Origin of the sequence: Candidatus Planktophila sp., from assembly GCF_036734405.1 — a bacterium.
GTDB lineage: Bacteria > Actinomycetota > Actinomycetes > Nanopelagicales > Nanopelagicaceae > Planktophila.
This window is the reverse complement of record NZ_DAIMYR010000002.1, coordinates 74,683-99,429: the sequence shown is the minus strand read 5'-3', so window position 1 is coordinate 99,429 and position 24,747 is coordinate 74,683. Positions and strand designations below refer to the sequence as shown.

Below are 24,747 nucleotides of genomic sequence, written 5' to 3'. Positions count from 1 at the left end.
GAATGTTGGACTGGAGGTGAGAGGACTACTCGCAGACCGCACCTTTAGATGCTGAGCCCACAAGTTTAGAGAACTTAGCAAGAACACCACGGGTGTACTTATGTTTCAAAGGTTCCCAACCGATTTTGCGGGCCTCAAGTTCAGCAGGATCTACCAATAAATCAAGGGTTCGCTTCACTGTATCGATTCGAACAATGTCGCCATCTTTAATGAAGGCAATTGGTCCACCATCAACGGCTTCTGGCGAAATGTGTCCGACGCATAATCCAGTTGAACCACCAGAGAAACGTCCATCAGTTAAAAGCAAAGTTGATTTACCAAGACCTGCACCTTTAATTGCTCCGGTAACCATGAGCATCTCGCGCATTCCTGGTCCACCCTTTGGCCCTTCATAGCGAATCACAACTACATCGCCAGCTTTAACTGTTCCATTTTCAACTGCATCCATTGCCAATTGTTCGCGATCAAAGACGCGTGCAGGACCTTCAAAGGAATCAATTCCAATTCCGGCGGTTTTGCAGACCGCACCTTCTGGAGCAAGTGATCCCCCAAGAATTGTGATTCCAACATCCTTTGACAATGGACGTTCAGCGGGATGAACAACAACACCATCTGGAAAAGGTGGATTGATGTCGGCTAAGTTTTCCGCCATCGTCTTTCCAGTCACAGTCAATACATCCCCGTGAAGGTAGCCAGCATCCAACAAAATCTTAAGTACTACTGGAATTCCACCCACTCGATCTAAATCAGTCATAACAAACTTTCCAAAGGGCTTTAGATCGCCTAGCAATGGAACTTTTGCGCCAATTCGATTGAAATCTTCTAGAGTTAAATCAACTTCAGCTTCATGTGCAATGGCCAATAGGTGAAGGACTGCATTTGTAGAGCCACCTAGCGCCATTAAAATTGTGATTGCGTTTTCAAAAGCTTTCTTCGTCAAAATCATTCGCGTAGTGATTCCAAGGCGAATTAAATTAACAACAGCTTCTCCTGACTTGATTGCGTACGCATCGCGACGACGATCAACAGCAGGAGGTGCTGCAGATCCTGGCAATGAAAGTCCTAGCGCTTCACCAATGGCTGCCATGGTGTTTGCGGTATACATTCCGCCGCATGCGCCTTCTCCCGGACAAATCGCTCGTTCAATCTGATCTACGCGCTCTTTTGTAATCAAGCCTCGAGCACACGCACCTACTGCTTCAAAAGCATCGATGATCGTGACATCTTTGCCATCTACTTGACCTGGCAAAATTGAACCCGCATATACAAAAACACTTGCTACATCTAAACGTGCAGCTGCCATCATCATTCCTGGAAGTGATTTATCACACCCTGCAAAAGTGACCATGCCATCAAAACGTTCTGCGTTCATGACTGTTTCAACTGAATCAGCGATGATCTCGCGCGAGACCAAAGAGAAGTGCATTCCTTCGTGGCCCATTGAAATTCCATCAGAGACTGAAATAGTTCCAAACTGCATAGGGAAACCCCCAGCAGCAAGCACACCTTCTTTAGAAGCCTTAGCTAAACGATCGAGTGACATGTTGCATGGCGTGATTTCATTCCATGAAGACGCAATTCCGATTTGCGGCTTCACCCAATCTTCATCACCCATTCCAACAGCTCTCAGCATTCCTCGTTGAGGAGCTCTTTCCATTCCATCAGTAACGACATGGGAACGCGGCTTCATGTTAGGCATGAGAGAATTCTACCCTCTTGATAACTCATTTATCAGTCGAATAATTGGAGCTTTAACGTGTCACAACCTGCATCCCAGCAAACCCTAGATCCAACAAGATGGCGCACCTTATTTGTCGTTGCTATCGCTCAATTGATGATTGTTCTTGATAGTTCAATTATGAATATCGCGATTCCAAGCGCAAAGGTGGAACTTGGAATCTCAGACGCCAATCAGCAATGGGTAATCACCGCATATACATTGGCATTTGGCTCCCTACTGCTATTGGGTGGCCGCATTGGTGACTACATGGGACGCAAGAAGATTTTTCTGATTGGCTTAGCAGGATTTGCTGCGGCATCGGCACTTGGTGGAGTCGCTTCCAATGAAGGCATGCTTTATGCATCACGTGCACTTCAGGGAGTTTTTGCAGCACTACTTGCACCGGCTGCGTTAGCAATTATCTCAGTTACTTTTACTGTTCCAAAGGAACGCGCAAAAGCTTTTGGTGTAATCGGTGCGATTTCTGGTGGCGGCGCAGCAATCGGTTTAATTCTGGGTGGAGCTTTAACTGAGTATTTCTCATGGCGTTGGTGCCTAGGTGTAAACACACCTATTGCAATCTTTGCTGCAGTACTTGCCGTTAAGTTTGTAAAGGAATCAAAAGCTCAAGGTGATAATTCTTATGACATCCCTGGTGTACTCACCGCAACAGCTGGATTATTCGCATTAACTTATGGATTCCATGAGGCGGCTGTTAGCGGATGGAGTGACACCTTAACTATTGGCTTCTTGATGGCATCTGTATTACTACTTACAACTTTTGTACTTATCGAGAAGCGTGTTAAGAATCCATTAATGCCACTTCGCGTAGTTACAGATCGAAACCGTGGTGGTTCTTACCTTGGATCCCTGGTTGTTGGTGCCGGATTGTTTTCAATGTTTCTATTCTTAGGTCTTTACCTACAAGTAGTTCTCGGTTACACGCCATTGCGTTCTGGCTTTGCGTTCCTACCATTTACTTTTGGAATCATCATCTTCGCCGGAGTTGCCTCTCAATTACTACCAAAGTTTGGTCCAAGAGCATTAATGGTTCCTGGATTAATTGCTGCGAGTGCGGGAATGTTGATGATTTCTCGAATTACCCCAGAAACTTCTTACACAACACATGTATTGCCTGCACTTTTGATCATGTCTAGCGGAATGGCGTTGGTCTTTATCCCATTGACTTCAACGGCTCTTCACGCTGTTTCATCTCATGACACTGGTGTTGCAAGCGCCATGCTTAACACAAGCCAGCAAGTAGGCGGTTCGCTGGGTGTGGCACTTCTTAACACTGTGGCAGCAACTGCAACAACGACATATGCCGCAGCAAATGCTCAATTGGGTGAGAAGTTAATGCCATTTGCTATGACTCATGGCTTTACTGTGGCATTTAAGTTCAGTGCACTTTTGCTCTTTATTGGCGCAATCGTGCTGTTCTTCTTTATCAATGTTGGTAAAGATTCTTTGGTTGAAACAGAAGGCGCTGGCCTTCATTAATTAATTCGAAGCTTGACCTAAGTGGCCAAGTAGAAGCTCTCGTACGCGAGCAGCATCTGCTTGGCCCTTTGTCTCTTTCATGACAGCGCCAATTAATGCTCCTGCGGCAGGTACGTGACCAGCACGAATTTTGTCTGCAGTTTCTGGTTGTTCAGCACAAACCTTTTCAATTGCTGCCATTAGTGCGCCATCATCATTGACTACCTTGATCCCGCGCTTTGCAACTACGTCGGCAGGCTTACCTTCTCCAGCAATAACGCCTTCTACAACTTGGCGAGCAAGCTTGTCTGTAAGTTCACCTGCGTTAACAAGTGCCACAATTTCTGCAACATCTGATGGTGTGATTGAAAGTTCGGCAATTGCAACATCTTTGTCATTTGCAATTCGTGAAATTTCACCAAGCCACCAGCTGCGTGCCTTAGTTGGATCTGCACCCAGCAACACTGTTGCTTCAACAATATCTAGAACATCTGCGTTAATCATGGCCGCCATTTCCTTTTCAGGAACTGCCCACGCTTCTTGCAAACGCTTACGACGAATTGATGGTCGCTCTGGCAACCCAGCACGCAAAGTTTCAATCCAGGCGGCATCTGGTGCAACTGGCACTAGATCTGGCTCTGGGAAGTAACGGTAATCCTCGGCTTGCTCCTTTGAACGACCAGAACGCGTTAATCCTGTGTCTTCCTGGAAGTGACGTGTCTCTTGAACAACGCGGCCTCCTGCATTTAATAGCTCTGCATGACGGATCATTTCACCACGCACTGCGCGTTCTACTGAGCGCAATGAATTCACATTCTTAGTTTCACTTCGGGTGCCAAGTTTTTCAGCACCAATTAAGCGCAAGGAAACATTTGCGTCACATCGTAATGAGCCTTGTTCCATCTTTACATCGCTAACGCCAAGGGAGCGAAGAATGTCACGTAGCTCTGCAACATAAGCTTTGGCTACTTCTGGTGCGTACTTGCCTGTTCCTGGAACAATTCTGGTAACAATTTCAACCAAAGGAATTCCAGCTCGGTTGTAATCCAATAACGAGTATTCGGCGCCATGAATTCGTCCTGTTGCTCCACCAACGTGTAGCGACTTACCTGTGTCCTCTTCCATGTGGACACGTTCAACTTCAACGCGGAAGGTCTTTGGCCCTTCATCAGTTTCAATCTCAACATCCACATAACCGTCTACACAGATTGGTTCGTCATATTGAGAAATCTGAAAGTTCTTTGGCATATCAGGATAGAAATAATTTTTGCGAGCAAAGCGAGAAAATGGAGCAATTGAACAGTTAAGCGCTAGGCCGATTTTAATTGTTGATTCAATCGCCTTTTCGTTGACAACCGGCATGGCGCCCGGCAAAGCCAAACAGACAGGGCAAGTCTGAGTATTTGGCTCTGCACCAAAAATCGTGCTGCAACCACAAAACATCTTAGAATTTGTATTCAGTTCGACGTGAACTTCAAGACCCAAAACTGGTTCGTACTTAGCAACTACATCATCATATGAAAGTGTCATCGTGCACCTGCCAAAGTCGGTGCCTTATCCAGTAATGGAGCACCCCATTTGGAAAGCAGCGCCGCTTCAAGAGCTGCGCCAACTGAATACATGCGCTCATCCTTCATGACAGGAGACATGATCTGGAAGCCAACTGGTAAGCCATCTTCATCGGCCAAACCTGAAGGCAGCGACATTCCACCAATTCCAGCCATGTTTACCGGAATCGTTGCAATGTCATTTAAATACATGGCCAGCGGATCATTAGCTTTCTCACCAATTTTAAAGGCTGTTGTCGGACATGTTGGTGAAACTAGAACATCGGCTTTTTCAAATGCATTGGTGAAATCTTGTGTAATTAGCGTGCGGACCTTCTGCGCGCTTCCGTAATAAGCATCGTAGTAACCAGATGACAGCGCATAGGTTCCCAAAATAATGCGGCGCTTTACTTCTTTGCCAAAGCCAACTTGACGGGTCAAATTCATTACAGCTTCAGCAGATGCACCATCTACATCACCCACGCGCAAGCCATATCGCATTGCATCAAAGCGAGCTAAATTAGATGAACATTCAGAGGGTGCGATTAAGTAATACGCAGCTAGTGCGTATTCGAAGTTAGGGGCAGAAACTTCAACAATTTCAGCCCCAGCTTTTGCTAATAACTCTAGAGATTCTTCAAAACGTGCGCGAACTCCTGGCTGATATCCATCGCCATTTAGTTCCTTAACAACACCAATCTTCATTCCCTTAACATCGCCTGATTTGGCTGCTGCAACTACTTGAGGAACTGGGGCATTAATACTTGTTGCATCCTTTGGGTCATGTCCTGCAATTGCTTCGTGAAGTAGTGCGGTATCTAACACTGTGCGTGCACACGGACCGGCTTGATCAAGTGAAGATGAAAAAGCAACTAAACCAAAACGTGAAACTCCACCATATGTTGGTTTAACTCCAACAGTTCCGGTGACCGCTGCAGGTTGGCGAATTGATCCACCGGTGTCTGTGCCAATTGCTAATGGTGCTTCGAACGCAGCAAGGGCCGCAGATGAACCGCCACCGGATCCACCAGGAATGCGAGTTAAATCCCATGGGTTATGTGTTGGACCATAGGCAGAGTTTTCAGTTGAAGAACCCATTGCAAACTCATCCATATTGGTCTTACCCAAAATTACGATGTCATTCTTTTTTAAGTTTGTAACAACAGTTGAATCATAAGGAGGGCGCCAACCTTCGAGAATTTTTGATCCACAAGTAGTTGGAACACCCTTTTGCGCCATTACATCTTTAAGCGCAAGTGGTACACCTGCAAGTGGTGACAACTTTTCACCCTTTGCGCGCTTTGCATCAACTGCTGCGGCTTGCGCCAAAGCACCCTCTGTATCGACATACAAAAATGCATGAACATCGGCATCAACTGCAGCAATACGATCTAAGTGTGCCTGAGTTAATGCAACAGAAGTAGTTTCACCAGAGGCAAGCTTTGCTGCCATTTCAGTTGCTGAATTACGAATCATTCTTCACCCAAGATCTGCGGAACGCGGAAGCGCTGATCTTCTTGCGCTGGTGAACCTGAAAGAGCTTGTTCTGGAGTAAGACTTGGAACAACTACATCTGCACGAAACACATTGCGCAATGGCAATGGGTGTGAGGTTGGCTCAACATCTGCGCCGGCAACTTCCTGCACGCGAGCGACAGCATCCAAAATAACGGTGAACTCGTTGGACAGACTGACTAACTCTTCTTCGCTCATTTCGATGCGGGCTAGGCCTGCAAGTTTGGCGACATCATCGCGTGAAAGGCTGCTCATAGGGTTGAGTCTAATTAAATTGCAGCCTAACTGCGAATTTGCCCATTTCCAGTAACAATCCAAGTGGTGGTCGTCATCGCTTCTAGCCCCATTGGTCCTCGGGCATGCAATTTTTGATTTGAAATACCAATTTCAGCGCCAAATCCCATTTGCTCGCCGTCGGTAAAGCGCGTGGATGTATTGACCATTACCGCCGCACAATCAGCAAGTGCAATAAATCTCTTCACATTATCTTTGTTCTCAGAAATTATGGCTTCGGTGTGCTGTGTTCCGTACCTAGCAATATGCGCACTGGCAGCATCAACTGAATCCACAATTGCAACGTTCATCTCTAGGGTCCCGTATTCGGTACAAAAATTCTCATCCGTTGCCAAGGAAGCTGGGATGTTTGCACTCTTTGCCACTGCTAAAGAAGCCACGTCACAATGCATAATTACTCCGGCTTCGTGAAGTGCTTTTAGAGCAATTGGCAAGAATTGATCTGCAATAGCTGTATGTACTAGCAAGGTTTCAGCGGCGTTACACACACTTGGACGCTGCACCTTTGAATTAATGATGATTGGGACCGCTTTAGCTAAATCAGCAAACTCATCGATGTAGACATGACAGACACCAGCACCAGTTTCGATAGTTGGCACCGATGACTCATCAACCACCATGCGAATCAAAGCAGCACTTCCGCGAGGAATAACTAAATCTACTTTTCCACGGGCGTTTAGAAGAGCTTTAACTGTTTCACGATCTTCGGATGGGACAAGTTGAATCACATCTGGAGAAATCAAAGTAGTCGCTAAAGCATCGCGCATTACGCGAACCAAAATCTCATTGCTATGTGCCGCACTAGATGAGCCCCGAAGCAGTGCAGCATTTCCAGACATCAACAAGATAACTGCAGCGTCAACGGTCACATTTGGACGTGCTTCATAGACCATTCCAATAACACCAAATGGAACGGAGATTTGTTCTAGTTCAATTCCGTTAGGCAAAGTAGATTTGCGCAGAGTTTTACCAAGAGGATCTTCAAGTTCACTTACTTGACGCGCTCCCCCAGCAATCCCTGTGATTCGTTCAGGGGTGAGTAAAAGTCGATCTAAAAGCGATGAGTTCAATCCTGATGCACGACCTGCCTGCATATCTTTTTCATTGGCGGCCAGGATTTCGGCGCTTCTTGCCTCAATGGCATCTGCAATTACCCGTAGTGCTTCTTTTCGTTGAGCACCCGTGGAAACACTCAATGTTTTGCCGGCACGACGCGCAGAATCTGCAAGCTGCGAAATCAATCCCTTGGCGTCCATAGGTTTAAGCCTATCGGGAGTTACCCTGATGCCGTGTTCAAATTAATCCGCAGAGTCGCAATCATTCTCGTCGTTGTCTACGCCGCATTGTTTGGCCTTACAAAAATCATTCATTACCCGGAACCGATTGCCGCAATTCGACTTGGTCTAGCGCCGGCATCTAAGACCCCAGATTTAATGCCGTCGCACCCAATCAAAGCCGTACCAGGATCCCCTTGGATTCAAGGCACTGCCGAAGTGATTACAACAGTGAATTGGAATGGAAAGCCTGTCCCATTTGAACAATTCCTAAAGGAAACCGACACAAATGTATTTTTAGTTATTCGCAAAGGAAAAATCACTTACGAGTCGTACTTAAATGGCAAGAAGCAATCAACCGTCCTTCCTTCGTATTCGGTTGCAAAAACAATGACATCGTTAGTAATCGGTCAGTTAATTGACGAAGGAAAGATTAAAGAAAGCGACAGCTTTGTAGAGATTCTGCCGGAGTTTAAAGCCGGAACTTCCTTTGACAAGGTGACAATCAAGAATCTTCTTGACATGAACTCAGGGATTGGTGTTTCCGATAACTATCCATCTGGTCCGTCAGGTTGGGGAGTTGCTATCGCACAAATGTATGCCTCAACAGATGTCAATTGGTTCTTAAAAAACAATCGAAAGATGAGAGAAGAGCCAGGTAGTTTCCCAGAGTACCGATCAGTAAATACACAGATGTTAGGTTTAATTGTGCAAAAGATTACCGGTCAAAAATTGGCCGATGCTTTCAGCGAACGTGTATGGCAAAAGGTTGGTGCAGATTTCAATGCCACGTGGAATGTCGATCAGGTTGGTGGACATGAAAAAGCATTTTGTTGCTTCAATGCAACCGCTCGTGATTACGCACGTGTGGGTCAAGCCTTAATGAGTGGTGATCCAAAGATTGCAAGCACTTCTTGGAAAGCCCGACTTTCAACTTCTGCAGTTACCTTGGATTATGGCTGGGGTTATGGCGCACAGATGTGGCATCCATTCCCAGGGGTCAACTTAATGATGGGCTTGCATGGCCAATACATCTATATGGATGCACTCAATGACACCGTGATTGTAAAACTCTCTGATATCCCGACAAGTTCAGATGGAATTAGCGCAAAGATCGCACCGGTCTTGCGGGAAATAGCAGAAAAGAACTAGTTAGAGAAGAACTAGGTCGTCGCGATGAACAAGTTCGCGTTCGTACTCTGCACCTAATGCTGCAGCAAGCTCTTTTGTTGAACGACCTAACATCTGCGGCAGATCAGCTGAATCAAAAGCGACAAGGCCGCGTGCAATTACTGCGCCATCTGGTCCGACAAGTTCAACTGCGTCACCTGCAATGAAATCGCCTTGAACTGCAGTGACTCCAGCAGGTAGCAAGGAAACTCCACGCTCTAAAATCGCAGTTACTGCGCCTGCATCCAGAATCAACTTTCCTTGCGACTTTGTTGCATGAGCAAGCCACAATAAACGAGATGTCGTTTTACTAGCGTGCGCATGAAAATGTGTTCCAAATTTTTCGCCAGCGAGAGTTTTATCGGAATCTTCAAGTGAAGTAAGCAGCATTGGGATACCGGCAGATGTGGCAATTCGAGCCGCTTCAACCTTGGTAACCATTCCCCCGCTACCTACTCCGGCCGATCCTGCTCCACCTAATGTTTCGCCATCAATATCTGCAACAGATGAAACTTCATGAATTCTTTGCGCTCCTGCTTGTGTCGGAGGAGCATCATATAAAGCATCGATATCGGAAACTAAAACCAGTAAGTCTGCACCAATCAACAAGGCAACTAAAGCTGCCAGACGATCATTATCGCCAAAGCGAATTTCTTGAGTTCCAACAGAGTCATTCTCATTAATGATTGGAACAACACCAAGCTGGAGAAGTTTGTACAAAGTTCGCTGTGCATTTTGATAATGTGAACGTCGGACCACATCTTCGGTAGTAAGCAAAACCTGTGAAGCGGTAATTGCATGGCGAGCAAAACTTTGTGTGTATTGAGCAACTAACAAACCTTGGCCAACTGATGCGGCGGCTTGCTGTGTTGCAAGATCTTTAGGGCGAGTTGTTAATCCCAGTGGAGCCAAACCAGCAGCAATAGCACCTGAAGAAACTACGACTACTTCTGCGCCACGTTTTTTACAGGCAGCAACAACATCCACAAGTTTGTTAACGGCCGTGGCATCAAGTGCCGATCCGGCTTTACCGGTAAGAGAGGAGGAACCAATCTTGATGACGATGCGTTTTGCAGAGGAAATCTGCGCTCGGCTCACTTGTCATCTCCATCCTTTAGATCTTCATCAGTAATTATCGGTGCTGAAAGTTTAGGTGTGTGAGGGTCAACAACGTTGTATTCCCACTGCTTGGCGATTTCATCTTCAGTTAAAACATCTTCAATACGCTCAGGCATATTCCAGGTTGATTCAAGACGTGAATCCTCACCGCGGCGATGTAGGTGGCCCGCCAATTGTTCAGCGCCGGCTTCGATGGTTGGCTCCCAATCAAAGATAACTTCAGTATCGCCATCGCCAATACGAACTTCGCTTCCGGCAACTGCGCCCTTCTTGTACAACTCTTTTTCTACTCCAAGTTGTGCAAGGCGATCTGCAAGATAGCCGATTGCTTCGGCATTCTTAAAGTTAGTTTGGCGAACCCAACGTTCGACTTTCTTGCCACGAATCGTGAATGAGCCATCTGCATTTGCATGTACCAAGAAGCCAGAATCATCAACTGCGACTGGACGCAAGATGATGCGAGTTCGCTCTTGAACACCTGCATCAGCACGGTTTTTCGCCACCAAACGTCCCATGGCATAAATAAGATCTTGTAATCCTGCGCGTGAAGCTGCTGACACTGGATAAACGTCGTATCCCTTGTCGCGTAGCTCTTGTTCAACCATATCTGACATAGCTTGACCGTCAGGTAAATCAATTTTGTTCAAGGCAACAATGCGAACGCGATCTTCGAGTCCGCCGTACAAAGCTAATTCATTTTCAATTGCTTCAAGATCTGAAACTGGGTTTCGGTCAGTTTCTAAGGTTCCGCAATCAAGCACATGCACAAGTGCTACACATCGCTCTACGTGACGAAGGAATTCAAGACCTAATCCCTTACCTTGTGATGCACCTGGAATAAGTCCTGGAACATCTGCAACGGTGAAACGTGTTTCTCCTGCTTGAACAACACCTAAGTTTGGAACCAAGGTTGTAAATGGATAATCCGCGATCTTTGGACGAGCTGCAGATACGGCAGCAATTAATGATGATTTTCCGGCACTTGGGAATCCAACAAGTGCGATGTCTGCAACGCTTTTTAGTTCCAGAATTAATGTGCGCTCTTCACCTGGTTCGCCAAGTAAGGCAAAACCTGGTGCACGACGTTTAGATGATGACAGCGCCATGTTTCCAAGTCCACCAAAGCCACCAGCAGCGGCACTAAATGTGGTTCCAGTACCAATTAAATCTGCAATTTGTTCGCCATTGGAATCGTAGACAACAGTTCCGTTGGGAACTCCAAGAATTAAATCTTCACCTTGGTGTCCATCTTTGCGATCACCGTATCCTTGATGTCCTGAAGTCGCTCTGCGGTGAGGAGAATGATGGAAATCAAGCAAAGTCGTAACACTTGGATCAACAACTAAAATTACATCTCCGCCGCGTCCACCATTGCCGCCATCAGGGCCACCAAGTGGTTTGAATTTTTCGCGTTTAACTGAAACACAACCATCGCCACCTTTTCCGGCAATGGCATAGAGAGTTACGCGATCAACAAATGTTGTCACTTTGTGACTCCCTTCCTATGTGCTTCCACTAAAAACCGTACTGAATGAAAAAAGCGAGCCGCATCATTACGGCTCGCTCTTTTACAAGAAACCTAAAATTAAGCTACCGGAGCCACATTCACTACACGGCGTCCGCGAGCGCGACCGAATTCAACAACGCCTGCAGCTAGTGCAAACAAGGTGTCATCCTTACCGCGACCTACGTTCTTGCCTGGGTGAAAATGTGTTCCGCGCTGGCGAACTAGAATTTCGCCTGCATTAACTTCTTGTCCGCCGAAACGCTTGATACCAAGGTACTGTGGATTGGAATCGCGACCGTTTCGTGTCGAGGAGACACCCTTCTTACTTGCCATTTACTTCGTCTCCCTTACTTCGCGCCGTTGATGGCGGTAATTTTTACACGAGTCAGTTGCGCACGGAATCCCTGGCGACGACGGTGACCTGTCTTGTTCTTGTAACGCAAGATATCGATCTTTGGTCCCTTAAGTTCTTCAAGAACTTCGCCAGTTACCTTCACGCCAGACAAAACCTTTGGATCTGTTGTAACAGCTGCACCATCTACTACGAGCAAGGCAGGAAATGAGACAGTTGCACCAGCAGCAGCGTCGATACGATCAACGATTACTGTGTCGCCAACTGCGACCTTTTCCTGGCGTCCGCCAGCTTTAACGATTGCGTACACGTGTTACTCCAGTTCATCTTCTAAGCCTTGACCTAATTGAGGTCCGTGGGCAGAGGGTAAGCGTACGCAAGCGTGTGCGTAGCGGTCAAATTACGATTGAACGATCCTGGTCACAGCCTTTTCGAGCGCATATACGGGGTCGCTGGCCGCACCCTTAACTTCGGCATCTGCCTGGGCGATTGCCCCAACGGCATCAGCAATTTGAGCCGGACTCCAGCGGGCCAGCTGTCTGCGGGCCTTATCAATCTGCCATGGAGCCATTCCCAATTGACCTGCAAGCTCAAAGGATTTCTGATTGCGATTAGCACCTGACACCTTTGCCAGGGAACGCAATGAGGATGCGATCGCACTAGTAATCATTACTGGATCGGTGCCAGTTTCCAGTGCACTGCGCAAAGAAATTAGTGCTGCAGAAAGATTGCCATCAAGGGTTGCATCAGCCACATCAAAGCCGGTTGTTTCGATTCGACCTTGGTGATACTTATCAACCATTGCTTCATCAATTAAACCCGAAGGTGCATCCGCGGCAATTTGTCCAACCGCACCTTGTAATTCACGAAGATCATTACCGAGCGCGCCCACCAATGCTGCAACTGCGCCAGTTGAAGCTTTACGACCAAGATCTAGAAAAAGAGATCTAACAAACTCTTCCTTCTCTGCTTCCTTCTTTAGTGGATCACACGGGATTAATTCGGGCTTCGCCTTTTTAATTGCATCAAGCAGGGCTTTACCTTTGACTCCACCTTTGTGAACAAAAATTACAGTGGTTGATGCATCAGGTTGTTCTAGATACCTAGTTATCTCATCTCGATTATCTTCAGGTAAATCCTGAAGGTCACGAATAATCAGAGCGCGTTTATCAGAAAAAAGTGAAGGCGCTAAAGCATCAGCAATATCGCCAACGATTGTGTCTGCGGCAAACAAAGTGGTGACTTCACACTTTTCCTCTTTAAGTTGGGCATTGAGCTTAGTCAGTGCGCGATCTGCAAGTGCGGATTCTGAGCCAAGGATCAAGTAAAAAGCGTTCATCCCTGCCTCCCTAGCTCCAGTAAAACAATTTAATCCTACCTTTGCTTTTCCGGACTCGAAGATGGTGACCACTTGCCGTCACTGAAATCGCGCCATCTGTATCTGTCCGAAAAACCTGTGTTCCAAGTCTAGTCAGGGAGTCAATACTTTCTTTGGCCGGATGACCATATGGATTCTTAGCCCCCACGCTGATTAGCGCAATTTGTGGGGCCAAGGCCTTGATCAATCCCTCATCCTGATATTTAGATCCGTGATGAGAGAACTTATAAATATCTATCGGTCTAACTAAGTTAATCAGTTCATGTTGTGCTGGTGGTTCAAGATCACCGGCTGAGAAAAGACTCCAATCAGAAGTTTGTGCAATCACGGCAATACTTGAGTTGTTAATCGCTGAGCCCTCGCCGGGTAGTTCTTCAAAAACTCTTGTTGTTGACTCTGGCCAAAGAACTTCTAACCTGACATCACCCACTTGTGCAGTAAGCCCCTTTTGTACCGTGACAATCTTTGATTTCTTTAAGGAGTTTAACGCCAGCCTGCTTTGAAGTTCAGGTTCTAAATTATTGCTGATCCAAACCTGATGCACTTCTCTTCCTTTCAGAAGTCCCGGTAAACCGCCAACGTGATCGGCGTGAAAATGAGAAAGGATGAGCAATGGAATCTCTTTAATACCCAAATCCCTGAGGCACTTGTCTTCGGCCATAGATTCGGGGCCAACATCAATAACTATTGCGCGATGTGAGCCAAGATTTATTACAAGAGAGTCACCTTGGCCCACATCACATTGTGCAACTTGCCAATCACCAACGGGCCATCGTTGAATCCAACCCAGGGAAAGAATAACTATTAGAAGCACTGCGGCACTTTTTTTCCAATTCTTTTTAAAAAGGAAAAGAATGGCAAGAATTAATGCCATTAGGCCAAAGCCAAGTACGCCGTTATGAATTGTTAGCACCGGAAAAGCTGCGACCCAGTGAGCTACCCCAGTTATAAAGCCTGCGGGAAAACGAATAAAGAAGATAATGAACTGGGTTAACCATGGTGCAAAGGGAGAAAGTAGGGCTGCAATAAATCCAAGTACGGTAATTATCGCAACCGCAGGTGCTGCTAATAAGTTTGCAATAATGCTCATAGGTGACAAATATCCGGAAAGCGAAACAAGAATAGGTGAGCAAAAAACTATCGCTGCAATAGGTGGTGCCAGAGCCCCAGCCAACTTCTTATGAGTTGGTAGCTTTTCCACAATACGCGGGGCAAGCAGAAGTAATCCCGCCGTTGCTAAAACAGAAAGTGCAAAACCTGCATCGCGTGCTTGCCATGGATCTCCAAGAACAACTGCGCAGATTGCAAAACCTAGAGCCGGTAAAGAGTCCGAACCCCGCTTGCCAAGTTGTGCTGACAAAAGAACAGCCGCCATGGCTGCAGCGCGCAACACCGACGGTGATGGCCTTACTAGAGCTATAAAGCAAATAAGAGCGATAGCCGTTGCAATTATTCGTACATTCTTTTGGCGAATTACAAATTGCATGCACCACAAAACAAAGGTTGAAACAATTGCAAAGTTTGCACCGCTTACCGCAACTAAGTGGGTTAAACCTGAACGCTTCATGGCATCTTTGAACTCATCTGACTGTTTGGAGGTATCCCCCAGCACCATTCCAGGAATCAATGCACCAGCATCGCCATCACCAGAATTATCGCGTAACCCCTGACGGATTGCACCCAATCCAGTTGCCCAAGAAGAAGGCTCAGTCTGAACAGTGATTGCACCATTGACAATAAATAATGCCGCCACCCTTGATTCTTTGCTTTTCAAAACAGTCGCTGTCCCAGAGATTGTTTGGCCTGGAAGCAGTTCAATCTGCTTTTTTGTAAGAATTCGAATCGGAGTACGTAGTGAGAAAACTTTATCGTTTGCAGTAAATTGCAATAATCGAACAGTAAAGGAGAAATTTCCAGTAGCTGTTTTACTAGGGTCAGTTTTTACTTGAGCTGAGAACTCAACTTCTTGATTGAAATATTCGGTGATCGCCGAATTTTCAAGCGATGCCTGTCGCATAGACATCGCGGCGGCTCCGACCATAATTGTCAGCACAATCAGAGTTAATCTCTTTTTGCTCTTGACAATGGCTACCGCTACCAATACTAAAGCGCACGCAAATATTCGCCAGGGCGAGACTGCGCTTTGTAGCAATGCTCCAGCCCAAAGCGCTCCTCCTAGTGCAAGGGCTCGGTAATCAATTAAATTCTGATTTTTGATTTGATCTGTGCGAATTTTGCAACACCAATTCCGCTTACTTTTTGGAGATCCTCAATAGTCAAGAAAGAGCCATTCTTATTTCGATAATCAATTATTCGGCCAGCAATTACAGGTCCAATTCCATCAAGGCCATCTAGTTGCCTGAGCGTTGCACGATTAATATTGATAGGTCCTGATGCAATCTTCTTACTTACTCGTTGCCCGGAACTGGTTACAACTGTTGAATCAACATAAATCTGCTCACCATCGTTGAGCACGCGCGCCAAATTGATGGTGCTCAGATCTGCACCGGGTGCGCTGTCGCCAGCTGCTTTGATGGCATCTATTACTCGAGATCTTCCGGTAAGGCTATAAACCCCAGGCCTGTTTACCGCACCTGTCACATCTACAAATATCTCTGGCTCCGAAATTGTTATAGGGGTGATTTCTGGAGCCGCGTTTATCTGGGTGTTTCCTCGAAGGACAATAAATACTGAAAAGATCAAAACTATTGCAGCAACTATTCCAAGGGCTATTTTCTGATGCCGCGAATAATGTAAGTCAAACCACCATTGGGATAGAGATTCAAATGCAGTTCGAAGTTGTTCCATTAAGCAAGTGTGAACTTGGCACAAGCGCCACGGTGTTAACTAGCCTTTAGTTGTTGATAACGATATTTACAAGCTTTGGAGCGCGGGTAATGATCTTGTTGATTGTTGCTCCAGCTAATGCATCGACAATGCTAGGTAAAGCAAGTGCGGCTGCCTCAAGTTCGGCGTCAGTAATCGTTGGTGCAACATCAATGCGGTCTTTAATCTTGCCGTTAATTTGCACAACAACAGTGACTGCATCAGCCACAAGTAATTTCTCATCAACAGCAGGCCAGCCAGCAAGTGCTACACATGGTTTGTGGCCTAGTCGCTCCCACATTTCTTCAGCGGTAAATGGTGCAACTAGTGACAACATGATTGCAATCGCTTCTACTGCTTCGCGAACTGCAGGGTCTGCGGCGCCACAACCAGAGTCAATAGCCTTACGTGTTGCATTTACTAGTTCCATTACGCGTGCAACGGCAACGTTAAAGCGGAAAGATTCAACGGCAAATCCAGCATCATGTAATGCCTTGTGAGTTGCTTTACGTAAAGCAAGATCGCCCGAACCAAAATCAACACCTGCAGGACTTGTTACATCTCCCGATAATCTCCAAGCACGGGTCAAGAATTTAACCGAGCCAGATGGTGACACGTCTGACCAATCCACATCATCTTCTGGAGGTCCAGCAAAAACCATGGACAAACGAATCGCATCTACACCATGGTTTTCTAACTCGTCTGAAAGTCGGACTAAGTTGCCACGACTCTTAGACATCGCAGAGCCATCCATGACAACCATTCCTTGATTGAGCAAACGGGTAAATGGTTCATTGAAATCGACCATTCCCATATCGTTTAGCACCTTAGTAAAGAAACGGCTGTACAGAAGGTGCAAGATCGCATGAGTCACTCCGCCAACATATTGATCTACAGGCAACCACGTATCTATATCTTTCTTTGAAAATGGTTCAGTTGCATTTGTTGGATCGGCATAACGCAGGTAGTACCAAGAAGAATCCACAAAAGTGTCCATCGTGTCTGTGTCGCGCTTTGCATCAGCTGAACACTTCGGGCACTTCACGTTTACCCATTCTGTTGCAGCACCCAATGGCGAAGTTCCCTTTGGCTTTAAATCAAGACCTTCTGCGTCTGGCAAAGTTAATGGAAGTTGATCTGCAGGTACTGGCACTTCACCACATGATGGACAGTGAATAATTGGTATTGGAGTTCCCCAGTAGCGCTGGCGTGAAACTAGCCAATCACGCAAACGATAGTTGCGGGCAGCTTTTCCCTTGCCATCTGATTCCAGCTTTTTGTTAATCGCAGCAATTGCATCGGCTTTATTCAGGCCATTTAAGAGCTCTGAATTAACTAACTTTCCATCTCCTACTGTTGCAACGCCTGTTTCGTTGGGATCTTCTTCTCCAGTTTCAACAACTACGCGAACTGGAAGTTTCATGGCACGAGCAAAATCCAAGTCACGTTGATCATGAGCAGGAACGGCCATGATTGCACCGGTTCCATAATCAGCTAAAACATAATCACTGGCCCAAATAGGTAACTTTTCACCGTTTACTGGGTTGATTGCAAAACGATTAAGGAATACACCACTCTTTGGGCGATCAGTTGCAAGACGATCAATATCACTTGCAGCTTTAATGGTTTCCAAATACTTCGCAAAATCTGCTTCAACGCCGGTTCCTTGAACAAGTTCGGCGGCTAATTCGCTATCGACTGCAACAACCATAAAGGTTGCGCCAAACAATGTGTCTGGTCGGGTTGTATAAATCGTTACGGGTTCAGTGCGACCTTCGATGTCAAAGTTAACATTTGCACCAGTTGAGCGCCCGATCCAGTTGCGCTGCATCGTTAGAACTTTGTCAGGCCACTTACCTTCAAGTTGAGCCATGTCATCAAGTAAACGATCGGCATAATCAGTGATCTTGAAATACCACTGATTCAACTTCTTCTTGGTGACAGTTGAATCACAACGCTCGCACAGCCCTGCAACTACTTGCTCATTTGCAAGAACGGTTTGGCAACCTGGACACCAGTTAACCGCCGAATCTTTGCGGTAAGCCAAACCACGTTCGTAAAACTTTAGGAATAACCATTGATTCCATTTGTAGTATTCCGGGTCGCAGGTATTGAAAACGCGATCCCAATCAAATGAACATGCATAACGTCGCATCGATGCTTTCTGCACCGCAATGTTTTCATACGTCCAAATTCTTGGGTCTGAATTGCGCTTGATTGCTGCGTTTTCTGCGGGCAAACCAAAAGCATCCCAACCAATCGGGTGCATGACATTGAAACCCTTTTGCGCCCAATAACGAGCGATTACATCGCCGAGTGCATAAGCCTCGGCATGGCCCATATGAAGATCTCCCGATGGATAAGGGAACATGTCCAAGACATATTTCTTTTCACGGGCGTCATCTGCGCGACCTGATTTAAATGGTTGTAGCTGATCCCAAATAGGCAGCCACTTTTCCTGCACGTAGGCAAAGTCGTATGCCGCGTGCTCGCGCTCGTCATTCACGTTGTTATTCATACGTGGAGCTAAGGGGATTTGAACCCCTGACCCCCTGCATGCCATGCAGGTGCGCTACCAGCTGCGCTATAGCCCCAATTTTTGTGCGAGTGCAGACCTTACCGCATTTACTGCGGGGCGCCTTTATGCAGGAGTTGCACCACTTTCTTCACCATATACAGGCTCTGGAATTGAGCCAGCATTATGTTCAATCAAATTCCACTGTCGCGGATTCCGTTCCAAAATCGACCATGACGCATTAGACAATCCACCAATGACTCCCCATTTAGACATTGGAAGTTCAAGTAGGGAACCCAAAATACATCGAGCAGTTCCACCGTGGGTTGTAACAACCAACAACTGATCTGTCTTTTCCCCTAAAGCTTTCTTGATGGCACGAATCGCGCGGTCTGCAACTTCGCTGCGTCGTTCACCCGTTGTACCTGCGGGATTATCTTCGCCATCGATCCAACGAATAAAATTATGGAAATCTTCGGCGCGATTTTCAGCACCAGTTTTTCCTTCCCACAAACCACCATTGGTTTCGCGAAGATCTTCATCGATTGCAACGCTAAGCCCAGTCAGATCAGCTAATGCTTGCGCAGTATCGCGTGCACGGCCTAAGTCACTTGAAATAATCATCGTTGGCTTCATACCTGCAAGAATTTGAGCTGCATGTTGTGCTTGGAAACGGCCTACTTGATTAAGGTCAATATCTGAATGACCTTGAAAACGGTTAACAACATTCCAGTCAGTTTGGCCGTGACGCCACAAAAGAACGCGATTAGCGGCCAAGCGAGGCCCTCACTGCTTCTAAATCAATTGTTGGGCAGTCATTCCACAAGCGATCCAACATGTAGTACTTGCGAAGTTCAGCGCTTTGTACATGAACTACTAAATCTGAATAATCAAGCAAAATCCATTCAGCACCGTGTTCGCGACGAATCGGCTTGTCACCAATTGCTGCAAGTTGGCGTTCTACTTCATCTGCAATCGAATCAACCTGTGCTTCATTTTGACCCGTTGCGATTAAGAAAACTTCGCTCAGAACTAATTGATCTGAAAGATCTAGCGCCACCACATCTACTGCAATCTTGTCGATCGCTGCCTTGGCGGCCACTTGGGTAATCTCTAAAGTTCTGCTGCTAATTGTCATAGAGATTATTCTCTCGTATAAATGTGGCCACTGATGACGAAACATCTGCGCTCAAACCTTGGCGAATTGTGGTTGCCGCAACATTTAAAGCTCCGATATCAACCCCATCGCCTGTAAATCCAGGTCTTGCGATGATTAAGAATTCAACCATTTCCCGTAATTCGTCAATGCGGTGCCATTGATTCAATTTTTCTGCGGCATCTTGGCCAATAACTAAAACGATGGTGTCATCTGGATAATTTTGGGCAACCGCTTCAACGGTATCGATTGCATAGCTGGGACCGGTTCGAAGTATTTCAATGGGATTGACCTGAACCTTGGATGCAATTTCTGCCGGCAAATCAGCTAAAGCTAATTGGCACATGGTGCGTCTTTGTTGCCCAGTTGCAATTGGAGCATTTTCTCGAAGAAGCGGAACGCCTGCCGGAATAACCAATAACTGATCTACTAAATCTTTTTCAAACAATTGGGTAATTACGTGCAGGTGGCCCAGATGAATCGGATCAAAAGTACCTCCGTAAATACCTACTCGGGACAAATTAGTCTCGGTCTAGGCGAAGTACTAAATACAGAAAAACTGACATCACAACAAATGTGAAGACTCCAAAAAAGAGTGGTGAGGCTGGAAGTTCGCGAGTAACCTCGCTGGCAAGAATCATCATGGTTGGAATACTACTACTTACCTGCCAATAGCTCTTTAAATCTTGCTTCATCGATTACTGGCACACCTAATTCCTGTGCTTTTGCCAGCTTTGAACCCGGGTCACTTCCAACCAATACATAGTCGGTTTTCTTTGAAACCGATGAGGATGGTTTACCGCCATGGGCTGAGATAGTTTCTGAAATCCCATCTCGAGAGAATGATTCAAGACCGCCGGTGACAACAAAGGTCAGCCCGGCCAGTGTTTGCGGCAATTGTTCAGTGACTTGTACAACCATGCACACGCCAGCTTTTTCCCACTTGGAAATAATCTCTTTGTGCCACTTCACACCAAACCATTCGACAATAGATTCGGCGATGATCTGCCCTACTCCATCGATATCTGCTAGTTCTTGAGCGCTAGCTTCTGAAATCGATTTGATTGAACCAAGGGCAGTTGCTAAACCTTGCGCAGCGGTTGGGCCAACGTGGCGGATAGAGAGCGCAACTAATGTCCGCCACAATGGACGATTCTTTGCTTCTTCTAGCGCTGCCAATAACTTATCTACATTTGCCGCAGGTGTTCCATCTTTTTTTGTAAAAAAAGTTGAAGTAACAAGTTTTTCTGCAGTCAGATCAAAAAGATCTGACTCATCTTTAATTATCTTTGCATCTAGCAAGGCAATTGCGGCTTCATACCCTAGAACATCAATATCTAGCGCAGCGCGCGAACCTATGTAATAAATTCGCTCTCGAAGTTGTGCCGGGCAGCTTTGAGTATTTGGGCAACGAATATCAACATCGCCTTGGCTCATGGCACGAAGTTCATCGCCACATTCTGGACAGTGTGTTGGCATAACAAATGCGCGCTCAGTTCCTTTGCGCTTATCAAGTACAGGACCGAGTACTTCTGGAATTACATCCCCAGCTTTACGAATAACGATGGTGTCCCCAATTAAGACGCCTTTACGAACAATCTCTTCGGCGTTATGCAAGGTTGCATTTGTAACTGTAGATCCAGCAACTTTTACAGGTTCCATATATGCAAAAGGTGTAACTCTGCCGGTTCTTCCGACGCTGACTCTAATGTCTAGTAATACCGTTGTTACTTCTTCTGGTGGGTACTTATATGCAATTGCCCATTTTGGAGCTCGTGAAGTAAAGCCGAGCTGAGCTTGTTGAGACAAAGAATCAACCTTAATGACGACGCCATCAATTTCGTGTTCCACGTCATGGCGATGGTCTGCATAAAATTGAATAAATTTTTGAACATCTGTGCGCGAACCACAGACTTTAAAGCGATCACTGGTTGGTAAACCTAAACTCTTTAGCACTTGGTAGGCACCACTTTGAGACTCAAATGAAATGCCATCGCGCGCGCCAACGCCATGTACAACAACAGAAAGTGGTCTGGAGGCAGTAACTCGTGGATCTTTTTGACGAAGTGAACCCGCGGCACCATTTCGTGGATTAGCAAATAGCTGCTTGCCGGCTTCTTCTAATGAGTCATTGAGTTCATTAAATGCAGCTATCGGAAAGAAAACTTCACCGCGGACTTCTATCAAAGTTGGCGCAGAATCACCCTTTAATTGATGTGGCAAATTCTTAATCGTTTTCACATTAAGGGTTACATCTTCGCCAGTAACACCATTACCTCTAGTCAAACCGCGAACCAGCACGCCGTTTTCGTAGGTTAAGTTAATAGCCAGGCCATCGACTTTTACCTCGCAAAGATACTGCGGCGTTGAAATCTCTTTTTCGACCCGATCAAACCATTGTGATAACTCATCTGAATCAAAAACATTATCCAGGCTCATCATCTTTTCGATATGGTCACGCTGTTCAAATTGGGTAGAAAATCCCCCGCCCACATGCTGTGTAGGTGAATCTGGTTCGCGCAGCTCTGGATTCTTATCTTCTAATATCTGTAATTCGCGGAGTAATTCATCAAACTGTGCATCTGTAATTGTTGGTTGATCTAAAACGTAATACTTAAATTGGTGATCACGGATTTCATTGATCAGCTCGGTCATACGGTGACGGGCTTTGCTAGTCATTCTGTCTCACAAATTGTTGCCGACCCCACGACGCGATCACCATCATAAATAACCATCGCTTGCCCCGTCGCAAGTCCCAGTAATGGCTCAACCAGAGTGGCTACAAGAAGAGTTCCGTCGAAGAAATAGGTACAGGGCAAAGCAGCGCCATGCGCACGCACTTGGACAAAACCTTGCTGCGGTTCAGCAGTGACTGCAGGTCCACACCACACTGGGCGTTCGCCACGCATTGTTGTAATTGCTAAATCTTCGCGAGCTCCCACCACAACAGTGTTTGTTACCGGTTCGATCTTTAATACAAAGCGCGGTGAACCATCTGCTGTTGGAACCGTCAGGCCTAAACCTTTTCGCTGACCAATTGTGTAGGTGTATGCACCTTTGTGTTCGCCAATTTTATTTCCATCTTGATCAACGATTGGCCCTACTTCACTGCCCAGTCGATCGCGCAGCCAACCAGCGTTATCACCTGATGGCACAAAGCAAATGTCGTGACTATCGGGCTTTTGTGCAACAGCTAATCCTCGGCGTTCTGCTTCGGCACGGATGTCTACTTTTGTTGTGTCCCCCAAAGGAAAGATTGCACCATTAATTTGTTCGATCGTAAGTACCGACAAAACATAGGACTGATCCTTTGAATGATCGACTGCTCTATGCAAAGTTTTTCCGCTTGGACCAATTTCGGTGCGCGCATAGTGGCCAGTGACAACACCATCAAAGCCCATCGCACGTGCACGATCTAAAACCGCTGCAAACTTAATCTTTTCATTACAACGCAAACATGGATTTGGAGTTCTGCCAGCAGAATATTCAGCTAGGAAATCTTCAACAACACCATCATGAAACTCTTCAGCCATATCCCAAATGTAGAAAGGGATACCAATGACGTCTGCGGCTCTGCGCGCATCATGTGAATCTTCGATAGTGCAACACCCACGCGCACCTGATCGATACTTTTGTGGGTTTGCAGCCAGCGCTAAGTGAACTCCAATAACATCATGACCGGCTTCTACTGCGCGGGCAGCGGCGACTGCTGAATCAACTCCACCGCTCATTGCTGCGATTAATTTCATATGTTGTTCGCCGCCCGTCCTCTGACAATTACATCGGGCAGCACTGACATTACAAAATCCACATCTGCTTGCGTAGAACCGGCCCCGAATGAAAAGCGTAAGGATGACTGAGCGGTTGTTTCATTGTGTCCCATGGCCAGAAGAACATGACTTGCTTCATGCACACCTGCGCTACATGCCGAGCCAGTTGAGGCTGAAACATGTGCGTTATCTAAAAGCAATAACAAGGTGTCGCTCTGTGTCCCCGGAAAAGTCACATTGACTATTCCTGGCAAGCGCTTACTTGCTCCCCCATTGATGTAGGCATCGGGGATTGCTTTACCAAGTGCTTGAATAAAATTGTCACGAAGAGTTTCAACGGCAGCACTTGGATAGGTCTCTGACGATGCTGCAGAAAAAGCAACAATGCTTGGTGCGTTTAAAGTACCGCTTCGTATTTCGCGCTCTTGTCCACCGCCATGAAGCAAAGCCGGAATTTCATACGCACGACGCAAAATCAAGGCGCCAATTCCAAGTGGTCCCCCAACTTTGTGCGCACTTAAAGTTAAGGCAGTTACTCCAAGTTCCTTGTATGACAACGACACTTTTTTGAAACTTTGCACCGCATCGGTATGTACTGGAATATTTCCGGCCATGTCCACAACTTCACGAATTGGTTGAATAACGCCGGTTTCATTATTTGAATGCATAATCGAAATTACCGCGATTTCAGCTGAACGTTTAGAAATCAGATCACGCAGAAATTCAAGATCGATAACTCCATTAACATCAACTGGAACAAGGATTACTTCGGCGCCTTCATGTGTTTCAAGCCAATGTGCAGGATCCAAAATGGCGTGGTGTTCAATGGCAGAAATCACGACTACTTTCTTGCCGTGTGCTTTTCCATTCCACCACAAACCCTTAAGCGCAATGTTGTTAGCTTCAGTCCCGGATGCGGTAAAAATTACTTCAGATGCTAGGGACCCAACTTCGCGGGCAATAGATTCGCGCGCATCTTCTAGAGATTTGCGGGTAGCGCGTCCATGGGTGTGCAAACTTGAAGGATTACCTAGTTCTTGAAGTTGCGCAGTAATTGCCTTAAATGCGGCAGGCGATAGTGGCGTCGTTGCGGCATGGTCTACATAGATTGAAGGCACGGGCCTAA

General features: G+C 46.3%; 22 protein-coding genes and 1 tRNA gene. 2 read left to right on the top strand and 21 right to left on the bottom strand.

Annotated elements, in window-relative coordinates; genetic code table 11:
* Window positions 1–25: 25 nt before the first annotated feature.
* On the bottom strand, window positions 26–1,699 hold the full coding sequence (gene ilvD, locus AC9UC2_RS02585) for a dihydroxy-acid dehydratase (protein WP_509524968.1): 1,674 nt from the start codon (window positions 1,697–1,699) through the stop codon (window positions 26–28).
* A 57-nt stretch (window positions 1,700–1,756) separates the two neighbouring features.
* Here ilvD and AC9UC2_RS02580 point away from each other — a divergent pair, with 57 nt between their 5' ends.
* Window positions 1,757–3,220 (top strand): MFS transporter, encoded by a 1,464-nt coding sequence (locus AC9UC2_RS02580; RefSeq protein WP_509524966.1) that lies wholly within the window; start codon window positions 1,757–1,759, stop codon window positions 3,218–3,220.
* Here AC9UC2_RS02580 and gatB read toward each other — a convergent pair whose 3' ends face one another.
* From gatB to AC9UC2_RS02560, 4 genes are read right to left on the bottom strand one after another with little or no spacing between them, the layout of a single operon-like run.
* Window positions 3,221–4,729 carry an Asp-tRNA(Asn)/Glu-tRNA(Gln) amidotransferase subunit GatB gene (gene gatB / locus AC9UC2_RS02575; RefSeq protein WP_509524963.1) on the bottom strand — a complete coding sequence of 503 codons (1,509 nt, stop codon included), beginning with the start codon at window positions 4,727–4,729 and terminating at the stop codon, window positions 3,221–3,223.
* Window positions 4,726–6,222 carry an Asp-tRNA(Asn)/Glu-tRNA(Gln) amidotransferase subunit GatA gene (gene gatA, locus AC9UC2_RS02570; protein WP_509524960.1) on the bottom strand — a complete coding sequence of 499 codons (1,497 nt, stop codon included), beginning with the start codon at window positions 6,220–6,222 and terminating at the stop codon, window positions 4,726–4,728. The genes gatB and gatA overlap by 4 nt, the downstream gene beginning before the upstream one ends.
* Entirely contained in the window at window positions 6,219–6,515 is a 297-nt protein-coding gene (gene gatC, locus AC9UC2_RS02565) for an Asp-tRNA(Asn)/Glu-tRNA(Gln) amidotransferase subunit GatC (protein WP_509524957.1), read from the bottom strand. The genes gatA and gatC overlap by 4 nt, the downstream gene beginning before the upstream one ends.
* 26 nt (window positions 6,516–6,541) lie before the next feature.
* Window positions 6,542–7,810: a glutamate-5-semialdehyde dehydrogenase gene (locus AC9UC2_RS02560; RefSeq protein WP_509524955.1), complete on the bottom strand. Its 1,269-nt coding sequence runs from the start codon at window positions 7,808–7,810 to the stop codon at window positions 6,542–6,544.
* 33 nt (window positions 7,811–7,843) lie between these two features.
* Between AC9UC2_RS02560 and AC9UC2_RS02555 the strand changes: the two genes are divergently transcribed.
* Window positions 7,844–8,980 carry a serine hydrolase domain-containing protein gene (locus AC9UC2_RS02555; RefSeq protein ID WP_509524952.1) on the top strand — a complete coding sequence of 379 codons (1,137 nt, stop codon included), beginning with the start codon at window positions 7,844–7,846 and terminating at the stop codon, window positions 8,978–8,980.
* Here AC9UC2_RS02555 and proB read toward each other — a convergent pair whose 3' ends face one another.
* From proB to AC9UC2_RS02475, 16 genes are all read right to left on the bottom strand, one after another.
* Entirely contained in the window at window positions 8,981–10,096 is a 1,116-nt protein-coding gene (proB, locus tag AC9UC2_RS02550; protein WP_509524950.1) for a glutamate 5-kinase, read from the bottom strand.
* The gene (gene obgE / locus AC9UC2_RS02545) at window positions 10,093–11,604 is read right to left on the bottom strand and encodes a GTPase ObgE (protein WP_509524947.1); all 1,512 of its coding nucleotides are present in this window, start codon (window positions 11,602–11,604) and stop codon (window positions 10,093–10,095) included. The genes proB and obgE overlap by 4 nt, the downstream gene beginning before the upstream one ends.
* A gap of 98 nt (window positions 11,605–11,702) precedes the next feature.
* A complete protein-coding gene (rpmA, locus tag AC9UC2_RS02540) occupies window positions 11,703–11,957 on the bottom strand; it encodes a 50S ribosomal protein L27 (protein WP_445821026.1) in 255 nt (84 codons plus the stop codon).
* Between the two features lie 14 nt (window positions 11,958–11,971).
* A complete protein-coding gene (gene rplU / locus AC9UC2_RS02535) occupies window positions 11,972–12,286 on the bottom strand; it encodes a 50S ribosomal protein L21 (protein ID WP_445821025.1) in 315 nt (104 codons plus the stop codon).
* A gap of 90 nt (window positions 12,287–12,376) precedes the next feature.
* Window positions 12,377–13,315: a DNA polymerase III subunit delta gene (gene holA / locus AC9UC2_RS02530; protein WP_509524943.1), complete on the bottom strand. Its 939-nt coding sequence runs from the start codon at window positions 13,313–13,315 to the stop codon at window positions 12,377–12,379.
* Window positions 13,316–13,325: 10 nt separating this feature from the next.
* On the bottom strand, window positions 13,326–15,455 hold the full coding sequence (locus tag AC9UC2_RS02525) for a ComEC/Rec2 family competence protein (RefSeq protein WP_509524940.1): 2,130 nt from the start codon (window positions 15,453–15,455) through the stop codon (window positions 13,326–13,328).
* 98 nt (window positions 15,456–15,553) lie between these two features.
* A complete protein-coding gene (locus AC9UC2_RS02520) occupies window positions 15,554–16,162 on the bottom strand; it encodes a ComEA family DNA-binding protein (protein ID WP_509524938.1) in 609 nt (202 codons plus the stop codon).
* 46 nt (window positions 16,163–16,208) lie between these two features.
* Entirely contained in the window at window positions 16,209–18,698 is a 2,490-nt protein-coding gene (gene leuS / locus AC9UC2_RS02515) for a leucine--tRNA ligase (RefSeq protein ID WP_509524936.1), read from the bottom strand.
* A 3-nt stretch (window positions 18,699–18,701) separates the two neighbouring features.
* Window positions 18,702–18,774, bottom strand: a tRNA-Ala gene (locus tag AC9UC2_RS02510).
* Window positions 18,775–18,821: 47 nt separating this feature from the next.
* Entirely contained in the window at window positions 18,822–19,472 is a 651-nt protein-coding gene (locus AC9UC2_RS02505; RefSeq protein ID WP_509524934.1) for a histidine phosphatase family protein, read from the bottom strand.
* Window positions 19,462–19,833: a ribosome silencing factor gene (gene rsfS / locus AC9UC2_RS02500; protein WP_509524932.1), complete on the bottom strand. Its 372-nt coding sequence runs from the start codon at window positions 19,831–19,833 to the stop codon at window positions 19,462–19,464. The genes AC9UC2_RS02505 and rsfS overlap by 11 nt, the downstream gene beginning before the upstream one ends.
* Window positions 19,823–20,371 carry a nicotinate (nicotinamide) nucleotide adenylyltransferase gene (gene nadD, locus AC9UC2_RS02495; protein ID WP_509524929.1) on the bottom strand — a complete coding sequence of 183 codons (549 nt, stop codon included), beginning with the start codon at window positions 20,369–20,371 and terminating at the stop codon, window positions 19,823–19,825. Before nadD ends, rsfS begins: the two co-directional genes overlap by 11 nt.
* 1 nt (window position 20,372) lies before the next feature.
* Window positions 20,373–20,495: a hypothetical protein gene (locus AC9UC2_RS02490; RefSeq protein WP_509524926.1), complete on the bottom strand. Its 123-nt coding sequence runs from the start codon at window positions 20,493–20,495 to the stop codon at window positions 20,373–20,375.
* Between the two features lie 13 nt (window positions 20,496–20,508).
* Window positions 20,509–22,530 carry an NAD-dependent DNA ligase LigA gene (ligA, locus tag AC9UC2_RS02485; protein ID WP_509524923.1) on the bottom strand — a complete coding sequence of 674 codons (2,022 nt, stop codon included), beginning with the start codon at window positions 22,528–22,530 and terminating at the stop codon, window positions 20,509–20,511.
* Window positions 22,527–23,600, bottom strand: a complete 1,074-nt coding sequence (mnmA, locus tag AC9UC2_RS02480; protein ID WP_509524921.1) for a tRNA 2-thiouridine(34) synthase MnmA — start codon at window positions 23,598–23,600, stop codon at window positions 22,527–22,529. Before mnmA ends, ligA begins: the two co-directional genes overlap by 4 nt.
* Window positions 23,597–24,739, bottom strand: coding sequence for a cysteine desulfurase family protein (locus AC9UC2_RS02475; RefSeq protein WP_509524918.1), 1,143 nt, complete (start codon window positions 24,737–24,739; stop codon window positions 23,597–23,599). Before AC9UC2_RS02475 ends, mnmA begins: the two co-directional genes overlap by 4 nt.
* Window positions 24,740–24,747 lie beyond the last annotated feature (8 nt).

Bases quoted from the DNA above. Each gene is read 5' to 3' on its own strand.
- mnmA (WP_509524921.1), bottom strand. From the start codon at position 23,600: ATGAAATTAATCGCAGCAATGAGCGGTGGAGTTGATTCAGCAGTCGCC.
- gatC (WP_509524957.1), bottom strand. From the start codon at position 6,515: ATGAGCAGCCTTTCACGCGATGATGTCGCCAAACTTGCAGGCCTAGCC.
- gatB (WP_509524963.1), bottom strand. From the start codon at position 4,729: ATGACACTTTCATATGATGATGTAGTTGCTAAGTACGAACCAGTTTTG.
- gatA (WP_509524960.1), bottom strand. From the start codon at position 6,222: ATGATTCGTAATTCAGCAACTGAAATGGCAGCAAAGCTTGCCTCTGGT.
- ilvD (WP_509524968.1), bottom strand. From the start codon at position 1,699: ATGCCTAACATGAAGCCGCGTTCCCATGTCGTTACTGATGGAATGGAA.
- holA (WP_509524943.1), bottom strand. From the start codon at position 13,315: ATGAACGCTTTTTACTTGATCCTTGGCTCAGAATCCGCACTTGCAGAT.
- AC9UC2_RS02520 (WP_509524938.1), bottom strand. From the start codon at position 16,162: ATGGAACAACTTCGAACTGCATTTGAATCTCTATCCCAATGGTGGTTT.
- ligA (WP_509524923.1), bottom strand. From the start codon at position 22,530: ATGACTAGCAAAGCCCGTCACCGTATGACCGAGCTGATCAATGAAATC.
- AC9UC2_RS02560 (WP_509524955.1), bottom strand. From the start codon at position 7,810: ATGGACGCCAAGGGATTGATTTCGCAGCTTGCAGATTCTGCGCGTCGT.
- rpmA (WP_445821026.1), bottom strand. From the start codon at position 11,957: ATGGCAAGTAAGAAGGGTGTCTCCTCGACACGAAACGGTCGCGATTCC.
- AC9UC2_RS02490 (WP_509524926.1), bottom strand. From the start codon at position 20,495: ATGATGATTCTTGCCAGCGAGGTTACTCGCGAACTTCCAGCCTCACCA.
- rsfS (WP_509524932.1), bottom strand. From the start codon at position 19,833: ATGACAATTAGCAGCAGAACTTTAGAGATTACCCAAGTGGCCGCCAAG.
- leuS (WP_509524936.1), bottom strand. From the start codon at position 18,698: ATGAATAACAACGTGAATGACGAGCGCGAGCACGCGGCATACGACTTT.